The following is a 15,512-nucleotide window of genomic DNA, read 5'->3' on the forward strand; positions in this document are numbered from 1 at the left end:
GGGCTCCCCGGCTCACGTTCATACGATAAACGACGTACTACGATAGATGTCAAACTACGATCGTTCTCGTACAATCGTGACGACCCACGAGAAGGGAGACCGCGTGCCGACCGCCCCCGCCGCCAGGACCCTGGGACCACCCCGAGCCCGGCGAGATCACGCTGGAGGGCGTGCTGCACGCGCTGTCCGACCCGATGCGCCTGCAGATCGTGCGCTTCCTGTGGCCGCTGGAGCAGGACGAGGAGGCTCCCTGCTCGGCGATCGACCTGGCGATCACCAAGTCGACCACCACCCACCACTTCCGGGTGCTGCGCGAGGCGGGCGTGATCAGGCAGGTCTACCGGGGCACCGCCAAGATGAACGCGCTGCGCCGCGGTGACCTCGACGCGCTCTTCCCCGGCCTGCTCGACGCGATCCTGACCGCCGACGCGGCCCGGCGCGGGCGCGAGGACCGGCTCGCGCGCTCCCCCGCGTGACCCCGGCCGGGGGCTCCCGGCGCCTCCCGGCGCCTCCCGGGCCGATGCCGGAATCCGCAGACCCATCGAGAGGGCGAGCGGCGCACCGGATCGGGGCGAGCCGGCGGGCGAATCGTCGGTGGCGCGCAGTACCGTCCTGGCATGTGCCGGAGTATCAAGACCCTTCGTGAGCCCTACGTCAGCGACGTGACCGAGGAGGACGTGCGAGCCGCCGCGCTCCAGTACGTCCGCAAGATCTCGGGATTCCGTTCCCCGTCGGCGCGCAACGCCGAGGCCTTCGACAGAGCCGTGGAGGAGGTGGCCGCGGCCACCCGGACCCTGCTCGGCGACCTGCGGCTGAAGCAGGCCACCCGGGACTGACCGGGACTGACCGGGGCCGATCGGGGCTGACCGGGGCTCCGGGCGTCGGGGCCTTGACCACCGGGCCTCCGGACGCCCGGGGCCTGGACACCTGGCCGTGGACACCTGAGACCCGAACGTTCAGGCCCTGACCACCCGGGCCCCGAGCGCCGGCCCGGAACGCGGGCCCGGAACGCCGCAGGCCCGGCATGCGCGCAGGCATGCCGGGCCGTTGACGGTCACGCCGGGTCCCGGGCGGTGATGGCCGGTGGTGACCGGTGGGCCGGTGACGGCCGGTCGCCGCCGTTCACGGCCGGTATCGAACCCCGAGCGATACCGACCGGCGCGGAGGACCGGGGTCCGGGGCCGGTGACGCCTGCCCGGACACGGCGGCGGTGCCGCCCGTCCGGAGACGACGGCACCACCCGTCCGGCGCGGCGCCGTCCGCCGAGCCCGGCGCCGACCACCCGGGCACGGTGGTCACCCAGGCACGCCGGTCACCCGGGCGCGGAGGTCATCCGCGTGTGCTCGAGGAGCCGAACAGCCTGCTCGCGAACATGATCACCACGCCCACCAGGCCGATGATCAGCCCCCACTTGAGGAGCGTGAACAGGAAGCCCAGAACCGAGCCCAGCAGGAGAAAGGCGATCACCACGGCCGCCACGATCAACAGAATTCGTCCCATGCCCCCACGCTAGGCCCCGCCGCCGTCCGGCGGCAGGGCCCGGCGCCGATGTCAGGGACAAGCCAGGGTTCCCCCTCAGGGGTGGCCCGGGCCCCGCCGGGGACGCGGCCGACGGAGCCCGGCCGAGGCGGGGGCCGGGCTCCGTCGGCCGACCATCCCGTCGGCCGGACACCGTCGGGCGAACACCGTCGGCTGGCCGTCGTCAGCCTGTCGCCGTCAGCGCAGCACCGACCGGCCGCCGACCAGGGGCAGCCGCACCGAGGTCCGCGCGGGCTCGACCGAGACGCCGGTGCCCGGGGGCAGCCGCAGGGTGAAGTCCCGGTCGGTGGACAGCAGCACGACGCCGATGCGGTGACCGGCCTTGAACACGTGGTCGTTCGGCTGCAGGTCGAAGCCGAAGTTGTAGAAGCGGCCCTCGCGCAGCAGGTCGGTGCGGGAGGCGGAGTGACGGTTGCGGACGTCGATCCACCCCCGCGTGATGATCTTGTAGGGGGCGGTCACCGTGACGTGCTCGGCCAGCCGTGCGCACCCGGTGTCGCCTGCCACGCCCTGGCCGTAGCAGACCGGGGTGTCGCCGTAGACGACGTCGCCGTAGGCGCGGGCGTCGGTGCCGTAGTCCACCAGCAGCGCCGTCAGGTAGGGCGAGCGCCCGCCCTTGAACGAGGCCCGTACCGAGATCTCGGGGGTGCCGGACAGGCGCGTGTCGCGGGTCAGCGGGGCCGAGAGGTAGGCCAGGCGGTTGGGGTCGGTCGCCTCGGCGTTCTCGGCGAGCAGCTCGGCGGTGCGGACGCTCTGGTCGACGAAGGACTCCACGGCGCGGTCCCGGGAACGGCCGACGTCCAGGGTGCCGTTACGGCCGCCGGAACCCGGGGCCAGGTGGAGCCGGACGTCCTCGGTGCCCGGCAGCGGCCACGAGGCGTGCCGCTCCCACCGGCCCGGCCCGGACTCCACGTCGGCCTGGGGCTCGTTCATGATGCCGTTGGACAGGCCGTACAGGTGGTGGTCGAACCAGTGGTGCAGCTGGCGCAGCCACTCGGCGTTGCGCCCGGCGTAGGAGAACGGGTTGAAGTGGCCGCCCTGGTGGAGCCAGATCTTGCGGGGGACGTTCCGCTCGGCGAGGGCGTCCCACCACTGCACGGCCTGCTTGGTCTTGACGTTCCAGTCGTTGAGGCCGTGCACCAGGAAGACGGCCGCGCGGACCTTGCGCACGTCGTCGAGGTAGTTGCGCCGGTCCCAGAAGTCGGAGTAGTCGCCGGTGACGCGGTCCTGGTCGCGTTCGATCGCGTCGACGAACGCGCCGCAGGCCTTCTGGGCGTCGGCGCGCGTCAGCACGTAGCGGGCCAGCACGTCGGCGTCCTCACCCTGGTAGCCGCCGGGGGCCAGCACGCCGCCGTTGGCGCGGTAGTAGTCGTACCAGGAGGAGATGGCCGCGATCGGCACGATCGCCTTGAGTCCCTTGACGCCGGTCGCGGCGACCGCGTTGGGCAGCGTGCCGTTGTAGGAGACGCCGATCATGCCGACGTTCCCGGTGGACCAGCCGGCCTTGACCTCGTTCCCGGCGGCGTCGAAGGCGCGGGCGCGGCCGTTGAGCCAGTCGATCGCGGCCTTGGGGCCGGCGGTCTCGTTCGGCAGGCCGGTCGTGGGGCAGCCGGTCGCCCGCCCCGAGCCGAGGTTCTCCACCAGGGCGACCGCGTACCCGCGGGGCACGAAGTAGTTGTCGTAGTAGCCGCGGAAGGGCGGGGCCTCGGCGCGGGCCACGTCCAGGCCGTCGACGCCGAACATCTCGTCGCGCAGGTCGTCGAACTTGTTGCGCCGGTACTCCATGCCCGCGGGGTCGGAGCCGTCGAGGTCGACGACGTGGTTGGGCACGTCGTTGCCACCGGCGTAGTAGGGGCTCGCCTCCATGATGACCGGCACCTTGAGGCCGGAGGCGGTCGCCTTGGGACGCATGATGTCGACCGCGACCCGGTCGGGCAGCCCGTCGGCGTCGCTGTCGACCCCGGCGACCTCCACGAACACCGTCTCGGTCAGCGCGTCGGCGCGCGAGTGGACCGGCTGGGTCTCCCCGTCGCGGACCGCGGGCGCGGTCGTCGGCGCGGGGGACGGCGCGGTGACCGGCGCGGCCGCGGGAGGGGCACCGGCGACCGGCGACCCCGGGAGCGGTGGATCGGCGGGTGACGCCGCGGCGGGCGACGCGACGGCCGGAAGCACGGCGAGCGGCACGGCGGCCACCGTCGCGGCGACGATCATCTTCCATCTGTTCATCAGGAAGGCTCCCAGAAGGTAGCTGAATATCCGACTACTCCGGTCAATCTCCTGCGAAGCAATCTTGACCTGCAAGATCGAAGGTATAACGAATGAGCGGCTATCCCGCGTTACGCGCGATTTCCAGCGCGTATTCGGGGAACCAGTCGCCCGCCCTGGGCTCCCCGCGGTGGCACTCGCCGTCCGACTCTCCCGGTCGCTTGATCCACAGGAAGGCGTCCACCCGTTCCCGGCCGGTCTCGGTGGTCGGCTCGGTGCCCAGCGCGCGCCCCTTGGGGTTGCACCAGGCGTCGTCGCCGTGGGCGTCGCGGACGGGGCCGTTGCCGTTGCGGGAGGTGTCGATGACGTAGTGGGCGCCCCCCAGCCCGTCGGAGAGTCTGCGGGCGACGGCGACGCTCTCCTCGACGGTGAAGAAGTTGCTGACGTTGAAGGCGAAGCCGTCGGCCTGAGGGACCCCGGCCCTGCGCATGGGCTCGGCCCAGTCGTCCGGGTTCTTGATCCAGCCTGCGTTCCCGGCGTCCACGTAGACCCTGGTGGCGGGTTGCCTCTTGAGCGTCTCCACCGCGCCGCGGAGCAGGTCCAGGCGCTCACCGGCCTGGCCGCCCCGGGTGCAGTTGTCGAGGATGTGGGCCAGCGCGTCGGGTTCGACGATCACCCAGGCGGGCCGGTCGCCGATGCCCGCGGCGAACCTGCCGATCCAGGCGCGGTACTCGTCCGCGCCCGCGGCGCCGCCCGCGGAGAACCGCCCGCAGTCGCGGTCGGGGATGTGGTACGCCACCAGGACCGGTACCCGCCCCGCCTGCCGGGCCTTGGTCGTGATGTCGGCGACCCTGCCCTGCGGGTCCTGGTCGCCGATCCAGATGGCGTTGGGACGGTCGGCGATCCGGCGGATCAGCGCGGCCTCCTCGCTTCTCCCCTCCCCCTCCAGCCTGCGGACCTCCTGGGCGGCGGCGCTGTCGGGGTCCACGTAGAAGGCCGTGCCCGCGGGGCTCTGCGGTGATGCCGGGGGCGTGGAGGAGGCGGCCGTGGCGGGCGTGCCGGATCCGGACGCGCCCGGACCGGCCGGGCCGGGGTCGGCCGCGCAGGCCGCCGTGGCGAGCGCGAGGGCCAGCGCGGCGGCGAGGCCGTACCTGTTCATCGAGTACCTCCGGCGTGCGGACCCCGGGACCGTTCCTGGGGAGGGGAAGTGACGGGACGCCGTGCGGCGTCCGCGCGGGTCCCCGTGGGAGTCGCGGGGGTCGTGGGGGTCGTGGAGGTGTCCGCGCGGGTCTCGGCGGGGGTCCGCACGGGGGCCTCCGCGGGTGACTCGGCGGGCGTCCTGGTCCACGGGTCCGCCTGCCGGCGCGAGCGCGGCTCCCCTTGGACGCGGACCCAGCGCGCCGGGGACGGCGTGCCCCGCTCGGTGACACCGAACAGCATGTACCACCCCGGAGGGACGAGGGCGGGATTGGAGGGAATTGTCACGATGATGCCGCTCTTCACCCGGATGAAGTTCAGCCTGATCGAGCGCTGCTCCACGTCGGTGACGTGGGTGACCGCGCTCGGGCGCATCAGCCGCACCTCGCGGATACGGGCGGCGTCGGGGGTCTGGAAACCGGCCCGGCGGCCCAGTCCCACGCTCTCGCGCCCGCCGGTGAACACCGGCGCCTTCTCCCCGTTGTGCAGGTAGGTCGGGGTGTAGATCTCGATCCGCTGGTCGAAGGTGCCGGGGAGCGACCCCACCTCGTCGGCGAAGAGCGGGTCGGACCCCATGCTGAGCACCCGGCCGTCGGGCAGCAGCAGGCCCTCGGCGTGGTAGTTGCGGCCGACCGCGGGAGAGGCGGCCTCGTGGAAGCGGTTGGTCGCCGGACGGTAGACCTCGGCGCGCAGCACGTCGCTGGCGCCCCGCCCCCGGTAGTCGCCGGAGCCGTTGAAGGAGAGCACGGTGTCGTCGGGCAGCAGCACGGCCGACGGGTAGCGCACCGGGTGCGACAGGTCGGGGCCGCGCACGTAGCGGGGGCTGGCCTCGTTGAGGTCGACGACGGCGGTCCTGGCGGTGGAGTTGGGCAGGCCCGGCTGGCGTTCGCCGACCGGCCCGCCGCCCATCACCATGACCCGCTGGTCCTGGGCGGGCGGCAGCAGCACCGAGGCGCCGGTCTCGTTCAGCTCCGGCTGCGGCAGGCCCGGAACGGGGGTGAACGCCTCCGTCTCGTCCGGTGCCAGGCCGCCCACCCCTCCGGGGGTCCTGACCAGGCGGTCGGTGTCGCGCCGGTAGTCCCAGATGCCGGGCGGGCGCAGGGCGAGCTGCCCGGGGCCGTATCCGGCGCTCATCCCGGAGAAGAACAGCATGTCGTCCTCGAGCAGGAACAGCGCCGGGTAGGTCGGGAAGAAGCGCTTGGGGCCGGGCCGCCAGGTCTTGGTCCTCGGGTCGTAGATCTCGTTGTCCCGGGTGATCTGCCCCACGGTGTCCAGGCCGGAGACGGTCATCACCCTGCCGTCGGGCAGCTCGGTCATGGTCGGGTACCAGCGCCCCTCGGCCATGTCCTGGACCTTGTGGTAGCGCTCGGTGACGGGGTCGAACTCGTAGGCGTCCTTGATGCCCTGGAAGTCCTGCTTCTCCAGCGTCATGCTGCCGCCCATGGCGTACAGGTCGCGTTTCTGGCGGCCCTTGAGTCCCTGGATCCTGTACGTGACCGAGCCGGGCTGCGCGGTGAGCACCCCGGCGCCGCCCTCGGTCACCGCCTCGGCGAAGACCTTGGTCTCGCTGGGCCTGATCCGCACCTTGCCCGGCACACCGCTCTCGATCTTCCTGGCGGGCGGCACGGTGACGTGGTCGAGGGTGCGGTAGACCTGCCCGCCGGGAGCGGTCAGCAACGTACCGGGGTGGAAGTCCCTGGGCCTGGCGTCGGGGTTCTCGTTCTTGATGACCAGGGCTCCCGCGGCCCGCTTCACCTTGGACTTCAGCACCTCGAAGCGCTTGGTGCCGCCCGCGATGAGGAGCCTGCCGTCGGGCAGCGCCACGTGACCGGCGCAGAAGAAGTCCACCGGGGTGTCGACGAGCTTGAACTCCTCGGGCCGGCCGGGCTTCGACGGGTCCCACAGCACGGTCTTGAAGGTGCCCTTGTCGAAGTTCGCGGCGTTGTTGCCGGAACCGGCGACGATGAGCACCTTGCCGGTGTGCAGCAGCGCGGCGTGGATGGCGTTGACCTTGAACCTCTCCGGGACGTCGAGGAAGGTCCAGTGGCCGTGGGTGGCCTTGTAGTCGGGCCGGTTGATGCTGTAGTCGTGCCACTGCCGGGTGGCGAACCCCGCGACGGCGGGCAGGTTGACGGCCAGGATCACGGCCACCACCAACAGGCCGGCCAGGTTCTTGCGCAGGCGGTTCACGAGCGGGCCTCCCCTGGGACCTGCGCACCGGCCCGGGCGGCGCGCAGGCCCCAGGCCCACATGACGAGCGGTCCGGTGCAGATGACCAGGGCGAGGATCGCCCACAGGGTCATCACCAGGTGGACGTGGCCGGTCCAGAACACGGTCAGCAGCAGCCCTCCGCCGAAGATCGCCGCCCACCACAGGTGGATGCGGAACGTGGCGATCTGGTCGGGGCTGGCCGAGTCGCCCTTGGGGGTGACCACGAACTTGCTGGGCCTGCGCAGCGCGGCACCCAGCAGGGAGGTGACGTAGACGGGCGCCGACAGCGCCGACATGACCATTCCCGCGACCCCGGAGGAGCCCTCGGGCTCGTGCGGGCTGACGTTGTGCCGCCGGTTCCAGGTGTAGAGCATGACCTGCAGCAGCGCAGCGTCACCGTACAGCATGAGCCACATGTCCATGGGCACGGTGACCCCCGAGCCTCCGACGGCCATGAACAGGGTCGCGCTGAGACCGGCCAGCAGCCAGTTCAGCGCGGACATCGGGTAGAACGTCACCATCAGGGTGTAGTTGAAGAACCGTCCCGGTGACAGCCGGGGAGCGGCCCTCCAGAACTGGGTGAGCAGCGTCTCGTAGGTGCCGCGGCTCCAGCGCAGCTGCTGGGTGAAGAAGTCGGTCCACGACGACGGCCCCTCCCCCACCGCCAGCACGTCGGGGGTGTAGACCGACATCCAGCGCTCGCCGGTCTCCGGGTCGCGGGCGCGGTGGAACTCGATGCCGGTGGCCATGTCCTCGGTGATCGAGTCGTACAGGCCGCCGATCTGCTTGAGCGCGCGGATGCGCACGGCGTTGTTGGTGCCGACGAACATCGGCGCGCCGTACAGGTTCCCGGCGCGCTGGATCAGCGAGTGGAACAGGAACTGCTGGCTCTCGGCGGCCTTGGTGACCCCGGCCTCGTAGTTGCCGTACACCTGGGGGCCGACCACGAAGGCCACCCTCGGGTCGCGGAAGTAGCCGAGCATGCGCTCGCAGAACTCCGGGAGCGGGACGTGGTCGGTGTCGACCGAGACGAAGAAGTCGTACTCGTCGCCGTGCGCGTCCAGCCAGCTGTTGTAGTTGCCGTGCTTGGTCCTCGCCCGGAAGGAGCCCTTGGGCCGGTTCCAGTGGGGCACGCCCTTGCGGCTGAAGTGGTGGACGCCCAGCCAGTCGCAGAGCTCGTGGATGTCGGGGTCGTCGCCCTCGTCCAGCAGCCAGACGTCGAACACCCCGTCGTGGCGGACCTTCAGCGCTGCGGACAGGGTCTCCCTGACCATCTCCAGCGGCTCCTTGCCGGGGACGCAGGTGGTGATGAACGCCACCCGGGTGCCCGGTTCGGGCGGAACCGGGACGGGGTCCCGCGCCGCGAGCATGGCGTGCACGTTGGAGACCACGCTGACCAGGCGGAAGACCTCGATCAGCGCGATCGCCACGAGCATGACGCGGTCGGCCACCGGCAGGTACCACGGGAGCGCGCCGTAGGGGTCGGGCCGGACGGTCCAGTGGCCGGGCTGCAGCAGCCAGATCATCAGGGTGAACTCGACCAGGAGCGCGGCGACCATCAGCAGCACCGCCCGCACCCGGTGCGGCTCGGTGGCCAGCAGGGAGCGGTGGCGCACGCGGTACGGGGTCCCGGGGTCCGGTTCGGTCACCGGCCCGGCCAGCCTGCTGAACCTCTCGTAGTCGTAGGGAACGGTTCTCGCGGCGTCGGCGGGGGCGCTCATCGATCCAGCGACCCCGCAGCGCGCGAAGACAAGCCCAGCACTGTTCCCCCAGGTAGATCGCGTAGGCCGCTCCGCTCCGTGGAAAAGTCCACCGCGGCCCGCGTGGTGATAAATCGCGACACATCATATTGCGACCGGTAAGTAAGATCGTCCCGCCGGGGACTAGCCTTGTGCCATGGCCTCCCCCGACACCCACGACCCCGGCCGGATCGTCACGATCACCTCGGAGGAGGGGCTCCGCCGGGTCACCGGCGAGCCCTCCGAGGCCGTGCTGCGCAAGGACATCGGCCGTCTCGACGAGCACGCGCGCACCTTCATCGGCGCCTCGCCGTTCGTCCTGCTGGCCACCTCCGGGCCCGACGGCACCTGTGACGTCTCCCCGCGGGGCGAGGAGGCCGGTGGGGTGCTGGTCCTCGACGAGCACACGCTGGTCATCCCCGACCGTCCCGGCAACCGCAGGATCGACAGCCTGCGCAACATCGTGGTGAACCCGAACGTCGGCCTGCTGTTCATGGTGCCGGGCACCGAGGAGACCCTGCGCGTCAACGGACGGGCCCAGGTGGTCAGCCAGGCCCCGTACATGGAGCGGCTGAGCGTGCGGGGGAAGGTCCCGGCGCTGGCGATCAGCGTCGAGGTGCGGGAGTGCTTCTTCCACTGCTCCAAGGCGTTCCGCCGCTCGTCGCTGTGGCGTCCCGAGCGGTGGCCGGCCCGCGAGTCGCTGCCCACGCTCGGCCAGATCATGAAGGACCAGCTCTCCCTGGACGCGCCGGCCGAGCTGATCGACGAGGACCTGAACGCCGCCGCCCGCGACACCCTCTACTGACGGCACAGAAGTGGAACACGTCCCGGATCACGCGGTCCTGTCGGTGGTGGTCGGCTCGCGGGCGTACGGCCTGGAGGTCGACGGCTCCGACACCGACCGGCGCGGCGTCTTCGTGGCGCCGACGCGGCTGTTCTGGCGGCTGGACAAGCCGCCCACGCACGTCGAGGGGCCGCTGCCCGAGCAGTTCTCCTGGGAGGTCGAGCGGTTCTGCGGGCTCGCGCTGGAGGCCAACCCGACGGTGCTGGAGTGCCTGTGGTCCCCGGTCGTCGAGCACGTCACCCCGGTGGGCGAGGAGCTGCTCGCCCTGCGGGACGCCTTCGTCTCCGAACGCGCCTGCCGGACCTTCGTCGGGTACGCCGACGCGCAGTTCCGGCGTCTCGACCCGGAGCGTCCCCGGTGGAAGCAGGCCATGCACATGATCCGCCTGCTGCTCAGCGGCCTGCACCTGGTCCGCCACGGCGAGCCGCTGGTCCGGATGGACGCCCACCGCGACCGGCTTCTCGCGGTGCGCCGGGGAGAGGTGTCCTGGGACGAGGTCGACCGCTGGCGCCGTGACCTGGTCGCGGCGTTCGGCGGCGCGGGCGTGCTGCCCGCCGAGCCCGGCCGGGAGCGCGTCGAGGAGTTCCTGGTGCGGACCAGGCAGGCGGCGCTGTGACCGTCGTCCTGCCCTCCTGGTTGCCCGAGATCCCCGCCGGGCAGGCGTACCGGAGCGTCTTCGCCACGGTCAGCGGCGCGCACCTGTACGGCTTCCCGTCGGACGACTCCGACGTCGACCTGCGCGGCGTGCACCTGCTGCCGCCGGAGGAGGTCGTCGGCCTGCGCACGGGCCCGGAGACCCTCACCCGCTCCTGGGTGCGCGACGGCGTCGAGGTGGACCTGGTCACCCACGACCTGGCCAAGTTCTGCCGCCTGCTGCTGCGCCGCAACGGGTACGTGCTGGAGCAGCTGCTCTCCCCGCTGGTGGTGGCCACCTCGCCGGTCCACCGGGAGATGGTCTCGCTCGCCCCGGGCTGCGTCACCCGCCACCACGCCGGTCACTACCTCGGCTTCGCGCGTACCCAGTGGCGGCTGTTCGAGCGGTCCGGCGAGCTCAAGCCGCTGCTGTACACCTTCCGCGTGCTGCTCACCGGGCTGCACCTGATGCGCACCGGGGAGCTGGAGGCCGACCTCACCCGGCTGCCGGGCGGCCCCGCGTACCTCGGTGACCTGGTGGCCGCCAAGCGCTTCGCCGAGCACGGCCTCCCGCCCGCGGACGCGCCGGGCCGCGAGCGGCTGGCGGACGACGTCGCCCGGCTGACCGCGCGGCTGGAGGAGGCACGCGACGCCTCCCACCTGCCCGGCACCGCGCCGGCCGCGGACGCGGTGCACGACCTCGTCGTCCGCACCCGCCTGTCGGCCGGGCCCCGGGACGCCTGACGTCGCGGGTCAGAGCCTCGGGAAGGGCGACTCGCCGTTCGGCTCCCCGGCCTGCAGGGGTTCCCGGGGAAGGGAGGACGCCGCGGTCTCGCCGCCGTGCAGCAGCTCCCACCAGCTCTCCAGCATGGGCACGTCCACGGTGTCGACGCGCTCGCCGGGACGGGGGACGGCGATGCGCACGCCGCGGGCCTTGGCCTCGTGCCACAGCCGGTCGACCGGCTCGGCCCACGGGTGGGTGGCCAGCGCGAAGGTCGCCCAGTGGACCGGAAGGAGCAGCCTGCCGCCCAGGTCGAGGTGGGCGTTGACCGCCTCCTCGGGGTCCATGTGGATGTCGGGCCAGGCGTCGTTGTAGGCGCCTATCGGCATGAGCGTGAGGTCGAACGGGCCGTGGGCCGCGCCGATGGCCGCGTAGCCGTCGAAGTATCCGGAGTCGCCCGCGTAGAAGACCCGCTTGCCGCTTCCCGCGATCACCCACGAACCCCACAGCGTGACGTTGCGGTCGAAGGTGCGGCCGGAGAAGTGCCGGGCGGCGGTGGCGACGAACCGCAGGCCCGCGACGGTCGCCTCCTCCTCCCAGTCGAGCTCGACGATCCGCGAGGCGGGCACGCCCCAGCGCTCCAGGTGGGCGCCGATCCCCAGCGGCACCAGGAACGGCGCGGTCTGCAGCGCGGTGAGGCGGCGGACCGTGGCACGGTCGAGGTGGTCGTAGTGGTCGTGCGAGATCACGATCGCGTCGAGCGGCGGGAGGCCGGTCAGGGGCACCGGCACCGGGTGCAGGCGGCGCGGGCCGGCCAGCTGGGTGGGCGAGGCGCGCCTGCTCCACACCGGGTCGAGGAGCACCCTTCGGCCCTCGATCTCCAGCAGCGCGGTGGCGTGGCCGTACCAGATGACGCTCAGCCCCGCCGGGGACGGCCCGCCGGACGGGGTGGTCACCACCGGGACCGGCGCGGCCGGGCGGCGCTCGACCCGGTTGGCGAACATGTGCCAGAAGATCTGGCGCGCGCTCTGCGCCGAGGGCACGAAGCCGCCGGGCGTGGAGTTGCGGAAGACGCCCTCGTGGAACTGCGGCGAGCGGCGCATCCGTTCCAGGCGCTCGCCCTCGGCCCTGCCGCCGAGCTCGGCCGGGATGTCCTTCAGCACCCACCCGGCCGCGGCCAGCGCCGCCCCGCCCGCGAGGAGCCGCCCGATCGATCTGCTGCCCGCCATGTCGCCACACTCCTGGAGTCGTCCGTCCCTGCAGAACGATCCCGTCCGGCGAGGTGTTCCCGCGGCGTCCCCGGCGAGGCCGGGGCCGGGGCCGCTACCCGGCCAGGTGGCGTTCGACGGTGGCCACCTTGGCCTCCAGGCGGCCGGGCGATCCCTCGCGGATGTCGGCCTTGAGCACGAGGCTGACCCGGCCGGCCCGCGCCTCCACGGCCGCGACGGCGTCCCTGACGACGGTCATGACCTCGTCCCAGTCCGCTCCCTCGATCGTGGTGAACATGGCGTCGGTCCTGTTCGGCAGGCCGGAGGCGCGCACGACGCGCACCGCCTCGGAGACGAGCTCGCCGACGTCCTCCCCCGTCCCGATCGGAGTCACGCTGAACGCCACGAGCACCGACATGCCGCACCTCTCCCGAATCCCGGATCCCGAGTCCCGCTCCCTGATCCCGCACCCGGATCCCGCGGGCCTTCTCCGGAAACCTTAGCCCCGGTCCCGCGGCGGGCCCGGTACCAGGCCCCGCATCAGGCCCCGCATCAGGCCCCGCATCAGGCCCCGCATCAGGCCCGGTATCGGGCCCGGTGTCAGGACGATCCGGCGGGCCGTTCCCCCGGGACCGGACCCGGGACGACGGTGACGCCGTCCCCGAGGCCGACGGCGCCGGGGCGGGTGACCCGCATGATCACACCGAACCTGTTGCGGTGCTCGGCGATCAGCCACTTCTGCAGCTCGGGCCGGCGCTCGCGGCCCAGCGGGTCCCAGCTCGGCACGACGCACCTGACGCACGGGCCCGTACGCTCGCCGACGACCGAGAGCTCGGCCCCTCCGACGGTGATCACGGTGCCGGGTTCCCAGTCCTCCTCGTCGAAGGCGGGGGCGTCGACGTCCAGGTGCAGGTTGGGCCGGAACCTCTCCACCTCCACCGGCGTGCCGAGCTCCTCGCCCAGCGCGGCCAGGGACCTGGCGAAGGTGACCAGCACGGTCATCGACCGGTCGTGCTGCCCGTCGGCGGCGCGCAGGCTCAGCGGCGTGTTCAGCGACTCGGTCAGCGCGCCCGTCAGGCCGGGGGCGTCCCACTCCCAGACGGTCCCGTCCGGCGCGGTCAGCGTCGGTGCCCGCCCGTCACCGGGCAGGGCGATCCCGTCGCCGTTCCCGGCGAGGATGTCGCCCGAGGACGCGCCGGGGATCGCACCGGCCCCGCCGTCGCCGTTCCCGGCATCGTCGCCGTTCCCGCCGCTCAGGGGCGCGTACCCGGCGCGCCAGTGCAGCATCTCCGGCCGGTGCCGTACGGTCAGCACCTTGCCCGCGTGGCTCTCCCGCTCGTCGACGAGCGCGTAGGCCCGGTCGCCGACCAGCCCCCGCCCGTCGAAGTGACCCCGGCGGAGATCCTCACCCCGCAACGACTTGACCGGCCACCGGAGAATCCGCTGGACGGTTCCAAAATAAGACGTCATAAGCTAAAAGTAGCGATCATGCAGTCATGAGGGGACAAATGCCGCTTACCGTAATGGAAGCCGAGGCCGTTCAGGCGGAGCTCAGGCAACTGCTCGACCTGACCGGTCCCGGCCCGCGGAGGCCGGCCCGGGTGGCGGGAGTGGACGTCGCCTACGACGGGGACAGGCTCGCGGCGGCGGTCACCGTGCTGGACGGCACGACGCTGGAGGTCGTCGAGGAGGTCGCCGTCGACGGGCGGGCGAGCTTCGGCTACGTCCCCGGGCTGCTCGCCTTCCGCGAGGTCCCCTCCCTGCTGGAGGCCCTCGGGAGGCTGTCGGCACCCCCCGACCTGGTCGTCTGCGACGGGTACGGCCTGGCGCACCCGCGCCGCTTCGGGCTGGCCTGCCACCTGGGCGTGCTCACCGGGCTGCCCACCGTCGGGGTCGGCAAGACCGCCTTCGTCGGCGTCCACGCCGAGCCCGCGGCCGAGCGCGGCTCCTGGACCGACCTGACGCTGGACGGCGACGTCGTCGGCCGCGTGCTCCGCACCCGGGACGGGGTCAAGCCCGTCTTCGTCTCGGTGGGCCACCGCGTCGACCTGGACACCGCCTGCCACAACGTACTGAACCTGACACCCCGGTACCGCCTTCCCGAGACCACCCGTACCGCCGACCGTCTCTCCCGGAGGAGACTGGCCGAGAACCGTCGTACCGGGCTGGTTGAATCCGCTCAGCACGACGAGACGAGGTGAACATGGGCGACGAGGAGTGGGCCGAGGACGCCGACGCGTGGCGCGACACCAACCTGGCGCAGATCCGCAGGCACCTGGCGGACGGCTTCGACCCGGGCCGCAGGCTGCCGTGGCTGGGCACGACGCCCCTGCACCAGGCCGCCAAGGAGGGCGCCGCCCAGGTGATCGAGCTGCTGCTGGCCTCGGGGGCGGAGGTGGACCCGATCGACGCCGACGGCGTCACCCCGCTCTGGGAGGCCGTGCGCCACGGCTGTGACGACGCCGCGCGCGTCCTGCTCGCCGCGGGGGCCGACCCCTGGCGGCCGTGCATCGCGGGCCGCTCCCCCGGCGTCCAGGCGCTCTTCACCGAGATGGCCGGCCTGTTCTCCGGCCTGCCCGGCGCCCCGGGCGTCAGCCCCCGCCTGCGCGAGCTGCAGGACACCGTCGACGCGATGATGTTCTCGTACGAGGACTACAACGAGGGGCTCTGCGTCGCCTTCGTCGGCGAGGTGAGCGAGGACGAGGTCGTCCGCCGCCTGGGGGTCGCGCCGGAGCTGTACCCGCCGATGGACATCGCCGAGCTGTGGCGCGCCGAGCAGGAGGCCCCGGTGGAGACCCTGCGGGTGGCCAGTCCCCCGGGCGGCGGGGTGGTGCTCTTCCAGACCGACGGCATCCTGCCGGTGCACGACGCGGTCGGCCGGGCGGTCACCTCGGGCGGCGGGGTGCTGGCCGGGTCGTTCCCGTTCGCCAGCCCGTCGGTCGACATCTGGCGGGACGGCTTCCACACCGGGCGGCCCTCGGTGCACGAGCAGCTCTCCGACGACAGCATCCTCGAGCTGTGGATGTGCCGTTTCGGCGACTGCGGGGCCCACCCCTCCACCTCGATCGAACGCGCGCTGGGCCTGATGTCGCTGCTCACCTCCACCTACATCACCGAGGAGTGGCTGTGGAGCACCCCGATGCGGCTGGTCCCCTTCGACCCGGGCTGAGCCGGGCGGATCCCGGGTGGGGGACTTCGGTGCCCGGCGCGCTGAA

At 72.6% G+C, this 15,512-nt stretch carries 15 protein-coding genes; 7 read left to right on the forward strand and 8 right to left on the reverse strand.

The window, feature by feature from the left end; all coding sequences use genetic code 11:
- Nucleotides 1-170 precede the first annotated feature (170 nt).
- Nucleotides 171-476 (forward strand): ArsR/SmtB family transcription factor, encoded by a 306-nt coding sequence (locus tag ABD832_RS38135; RefSeq protein ID WP_344906332.1) that lies wholly within the window; start codon nucleotides 171-173, stop codon nucleotides 474-476.
- Nucleotides 477-617: 141 nt separating this feature from the next.
- Nucleotides 618-836 (forward strand): DUF2277 domain-containing protein, encoded by a 219-nt coding sequence (locus ABD832_RS38140; RefSeq protein WP_344906244.1) that lies wholly within the window; start codon nucleotides 618-620, stop codon nucleotides 834-836.
- Between the two features lie 493 nt (nucleotides 837-1,329).
- On the opposite strand, the gene ABD832_RS38145 is transcribed toward ABD832_RS38140, so the two are convergent.
- From ABD832_RS38145 to ABD832_RS38165, 5 genes are all read right to left on the reverse strand, one after another.
- The gene (locus ABD832_RS38145; RefSeq protein ID WP_344906241.1) at nucleotides 1,330-1,500 is read right to left on the reverse strand and encodes a hypothetical protein; all 171 of its coding nucleotides are present in this window, start codon (nucleotides 1,498-1,500) and stop codon (nucleotides 1,330-1,332) included.
- 216 nt (nucleotides 1,501-1,716) lie between these two features.
- Nucleotides 1,717-3,765: a Xaa-Pro dipeptidyl-peptidase gene (locus ABD832_RS38150; RefSeq protein WP_344906334.1), complete on the reverse strand. Its 2,049-nt coding sequence runs from the start codon at nucleotides 3,763-3,765 to the stop codon at nucleotides 1,717-1,719.
- Between the two features lie 100 nt (nucleotides 3,766-3,865).
- Entirely contained in the window at nucleotides 3,866-4,903 is a 1,038-nt protein-coding gene (locus ABD832_RS38155) for a glycoside hydrolase family 6 protein (RefSeq protein ID WP_344906337.1), read from the reverse strand.
- Nucleotides 4,900-7,131, reverse strand: coding sequence for a radical copper oxidase GlxA (gene glxA, locus ABD832_RS38160; RefSeq protein WP_344906340.1), 2,232 nt, complete (start codon nucleotides 7,129-7,131; stop codon nucleotides 4,900-4,902). Before glxA ends, ABD832_RS38155 begins: the two co-directional genes overlap by 4 nt.
- On the reverse strand, nucleotides 7,128-8,873 hold the full coding sequence (locus ABD832_RS38165; RefSeq protein WP_344906343.1) for a glycosyltransferase family 2 protein: 1,746 nt from the start codon (nucleotides 8,871-8,873) through the stop codon (nucleotides 7,128-7,130). Before ABD832_RS38165 ends, glxA begins: the two co-directional genes overlap by 4 nt.
- A 175-nt stretch (nucleotides 8,874-9,048) precedes the next feature.
- On the opposite strand from ABD832_RS38165, the gene ABD832_RS38170 reads away from it, so the two are divergent.
- The 3 genes from ABD832_RS38170 to ABD832_RS38180 are packed head-to-tail and all read left to right on the forward strand — an operon-like array spanning nucleotide 9,049 to nucleotide 11,112.
- Nucleotides 9,049-9,696, forward strand: coding sequence for a pyridoxamine 5'-phosphate oxidase family protein (locus ABD832_RS38170; RefSeq protein ID WP_344906346.1), 648 nt, complete (start codon nucleotides 9,049-9,051; stop codon nucleotides 9,694-9,696).
- A 10-nt stretch (nucleotides 9,697-9,706) separates the two neighbouring features.
- The gene (locus ABD832_RS38175) at nucleotides 9,707-10,351 is read left to right on the forward strand and encodes a nucleotidyltransferase domain-containing protein (protein ID WP_344906349.1); all 645 of its coding nucleotides are present in this window, start codon (nucleotides 9,707-9,709) and stop codon (nucleotides 10,349-10,351) included.
- Nucleotides 10,348-11,112, forward strand: coding sequence for a nucleotidyltransferase domain-containing protein (locus ABD832_RS38180; protein WP_344906353.1), 765 nt, complete (start codon nucleotides 10,348-10,350; stop codon nucleotides 11,110-11,112). The genes ABD832_RS38175 and ABD832_RS38180 overlap by 4 nt, the downstream gene beginning before the upstream one ends.
- 9 nt (nucleotides 11,113-11,121) lie before the next feature.
- Here ABD832_RS38180 and ABD832_RS38185 read toward each other — a convergent pair whose 3' ends face one another.
- The 3 genes from ABD832_RS38185 to ABD832_RS38195 form a co-directional block, all read right to left on the reverse strand.
- Nucleotides 11,122-12,318, reverse strand: coding sequence for an MBL fold metallo-hydrolase (locus ABD832_RS38185; protein WP_344906356.1), 1,197 nt, complete (start codon nucleotides 12,316-12,318; stop codon nucleotides 11,122-11,124).
- Nucleotides 12,319-12,412: 94 nt separating this feature from the next.
- The gene (locus ABD832_RS38190) at nucleotides 12,413-12,715 is read right to left on the reverse strand and encodes a thiamine-binding protein (RefSeq protein WP_425582738.1); all 303 of its coding nucleotides are present in this window, start codon (nucleotides 12,713-12,715) and stop codon (nucleotides 12,413-12,415) included.
- Nucleotides 12,716-12,897: 182 nt separating this feature from the next.
- Nucleotides 12,898-13,767, reverse strand: coding sequence for an MOSC domain-containing protein (locus tag ABD832_RS38195; RefSeq protein ID WP_344906359.1), 870 nt, complete (start codon nucleotides 13,765-13,767; stop codon nucleotides 12,898-12,900).
- Nucleotides 13,768-13,805: 38 nt separating this feature from the next.
- On the opposite strand from ABD832_RS38195, the gene ABD832_RS38200 reads away from it, so the two are divergent.
- Both ABD832_RS38200 and ABD832_RS38205 read left to right on the forward strand, forming a co-directional pair.
- Complete coding sequence (locus tag ABD832_RS38200; protein ID WP_344906362.1) at nucleotides 13,806-14,498, forward strand: endonuclease V; 693 nt, start codon at nucleotides 13,806-13,808, stop codon at nucleotides 14,496-14,498.
- A 2-nt stretch (nucleotides 14,499-14,500) separates the two neighbouring features.
- Nucleotides 14,501-15,466 (forward strand): ankyrin repeat domain-containing protein, encoded by a 966-nt coding sequence (locus ABD832_RS38205; protein WP_344906365.1) that lies wholly within the window; start codon nucleotides 14,501-14,503, stop codon nucleotides 15,464-15,466.
- The last annotated feature ends 46 nt before the right edge of the window (nucleotides 15,467-15,512 follow it).

This window comes from Streptosporangium longisporum, from assembly GCF_039534895.1.
GTDB classification, from domain to species: Bacteria; Actinomycetota; Actinomycetes; order Streptosporangiales; family Streptosporangiaceae; genus Streptosporangium; species Streptosporangium longisporum.

Excerpts from the sequence above, each read along its gene's own strand:
- ABD832_RS38140 (WP_344906244.1), top strand. The coding sequence starts at position 618 with ATGTGCCGGAGTATCAAGACCCTTCGTGAGCCCTACGTCAGCGACGTG.
- ABD832_RS38145 (WP_344906241.1), bottom strand. The coding sequence starts at position 1,500 with ATGGGACGAATTCTGTTGATCGTGGCGGCCGTGGTGATCGCCTTTCTC.
- ABD832_RS38150 (WP_344906334.1), bottom strand. The coding sequence starts at position 3,765 with ATGAACAGATGGAAGATGATCGTCGCCGCGACGGTGGCCGCCGTGCCG.
- ABD832_RS38155 (WP_344906337.1), bottom strand. The coding sequence starts at position 4,903 with ATGAACAGGTACGGCCTCGCCGCCGCGCTGGCCCTCGCGCTCGCCACG.
- ABD832_RS38165 (WP_344906343.1), bottom strand. The coding sequence starts at position 8,873 with ATGAGCGCCCCCGCCGACGCCGCGAGAACCGTTCCCTACGACTACGAG.
- ABD832_RS38170 (WP_344906346.1), top strand. The coding sequence starts at position 9,049 with ATGGCCTCCCCCGACACCCACGACCCCGGCCGGATCGTCACGATCACC.
- ABD832_RS38185 (WP_344906356.1), bottom strand. The coding sequence starts at position 12,318 with ATGGCGGGCAGCAGATCGATCGGGCGGCTCCTCGCGGGCGGGGCGGCG.
- ABD832_RS38190 (WP_425582738.1), bottom strand. The coding sequence starts at position 12,715 with ATGTCGGTGCTCGTGGCGTTCAGCGTGACTCCGATCGGGACGGGGGAG.
- ABD832_RS38195 (WP_344906359.1), bottom strand. The coding sequence starts at position 13,767 with ATGACGTCTTATTTTGGAACCGTCCAGCGGATTCTCCGGTGGCCGGTC.
- ABD832_RS38200 (WP_344906362.1), top strand. The coding sequence starts at position 13,806 with ATGCCGCTTACCGTAATGGAAGCCGAGGCCGTTCAGGCGGAGCTCAGG.
- ABD832_RS38205 (WP_344906365.1), top strand. The coding sequence starts at position 14,501 with ATGGGCGACGAGGAGTGGGCCGAGGACGCCGACGCGTGGCGCGACACC.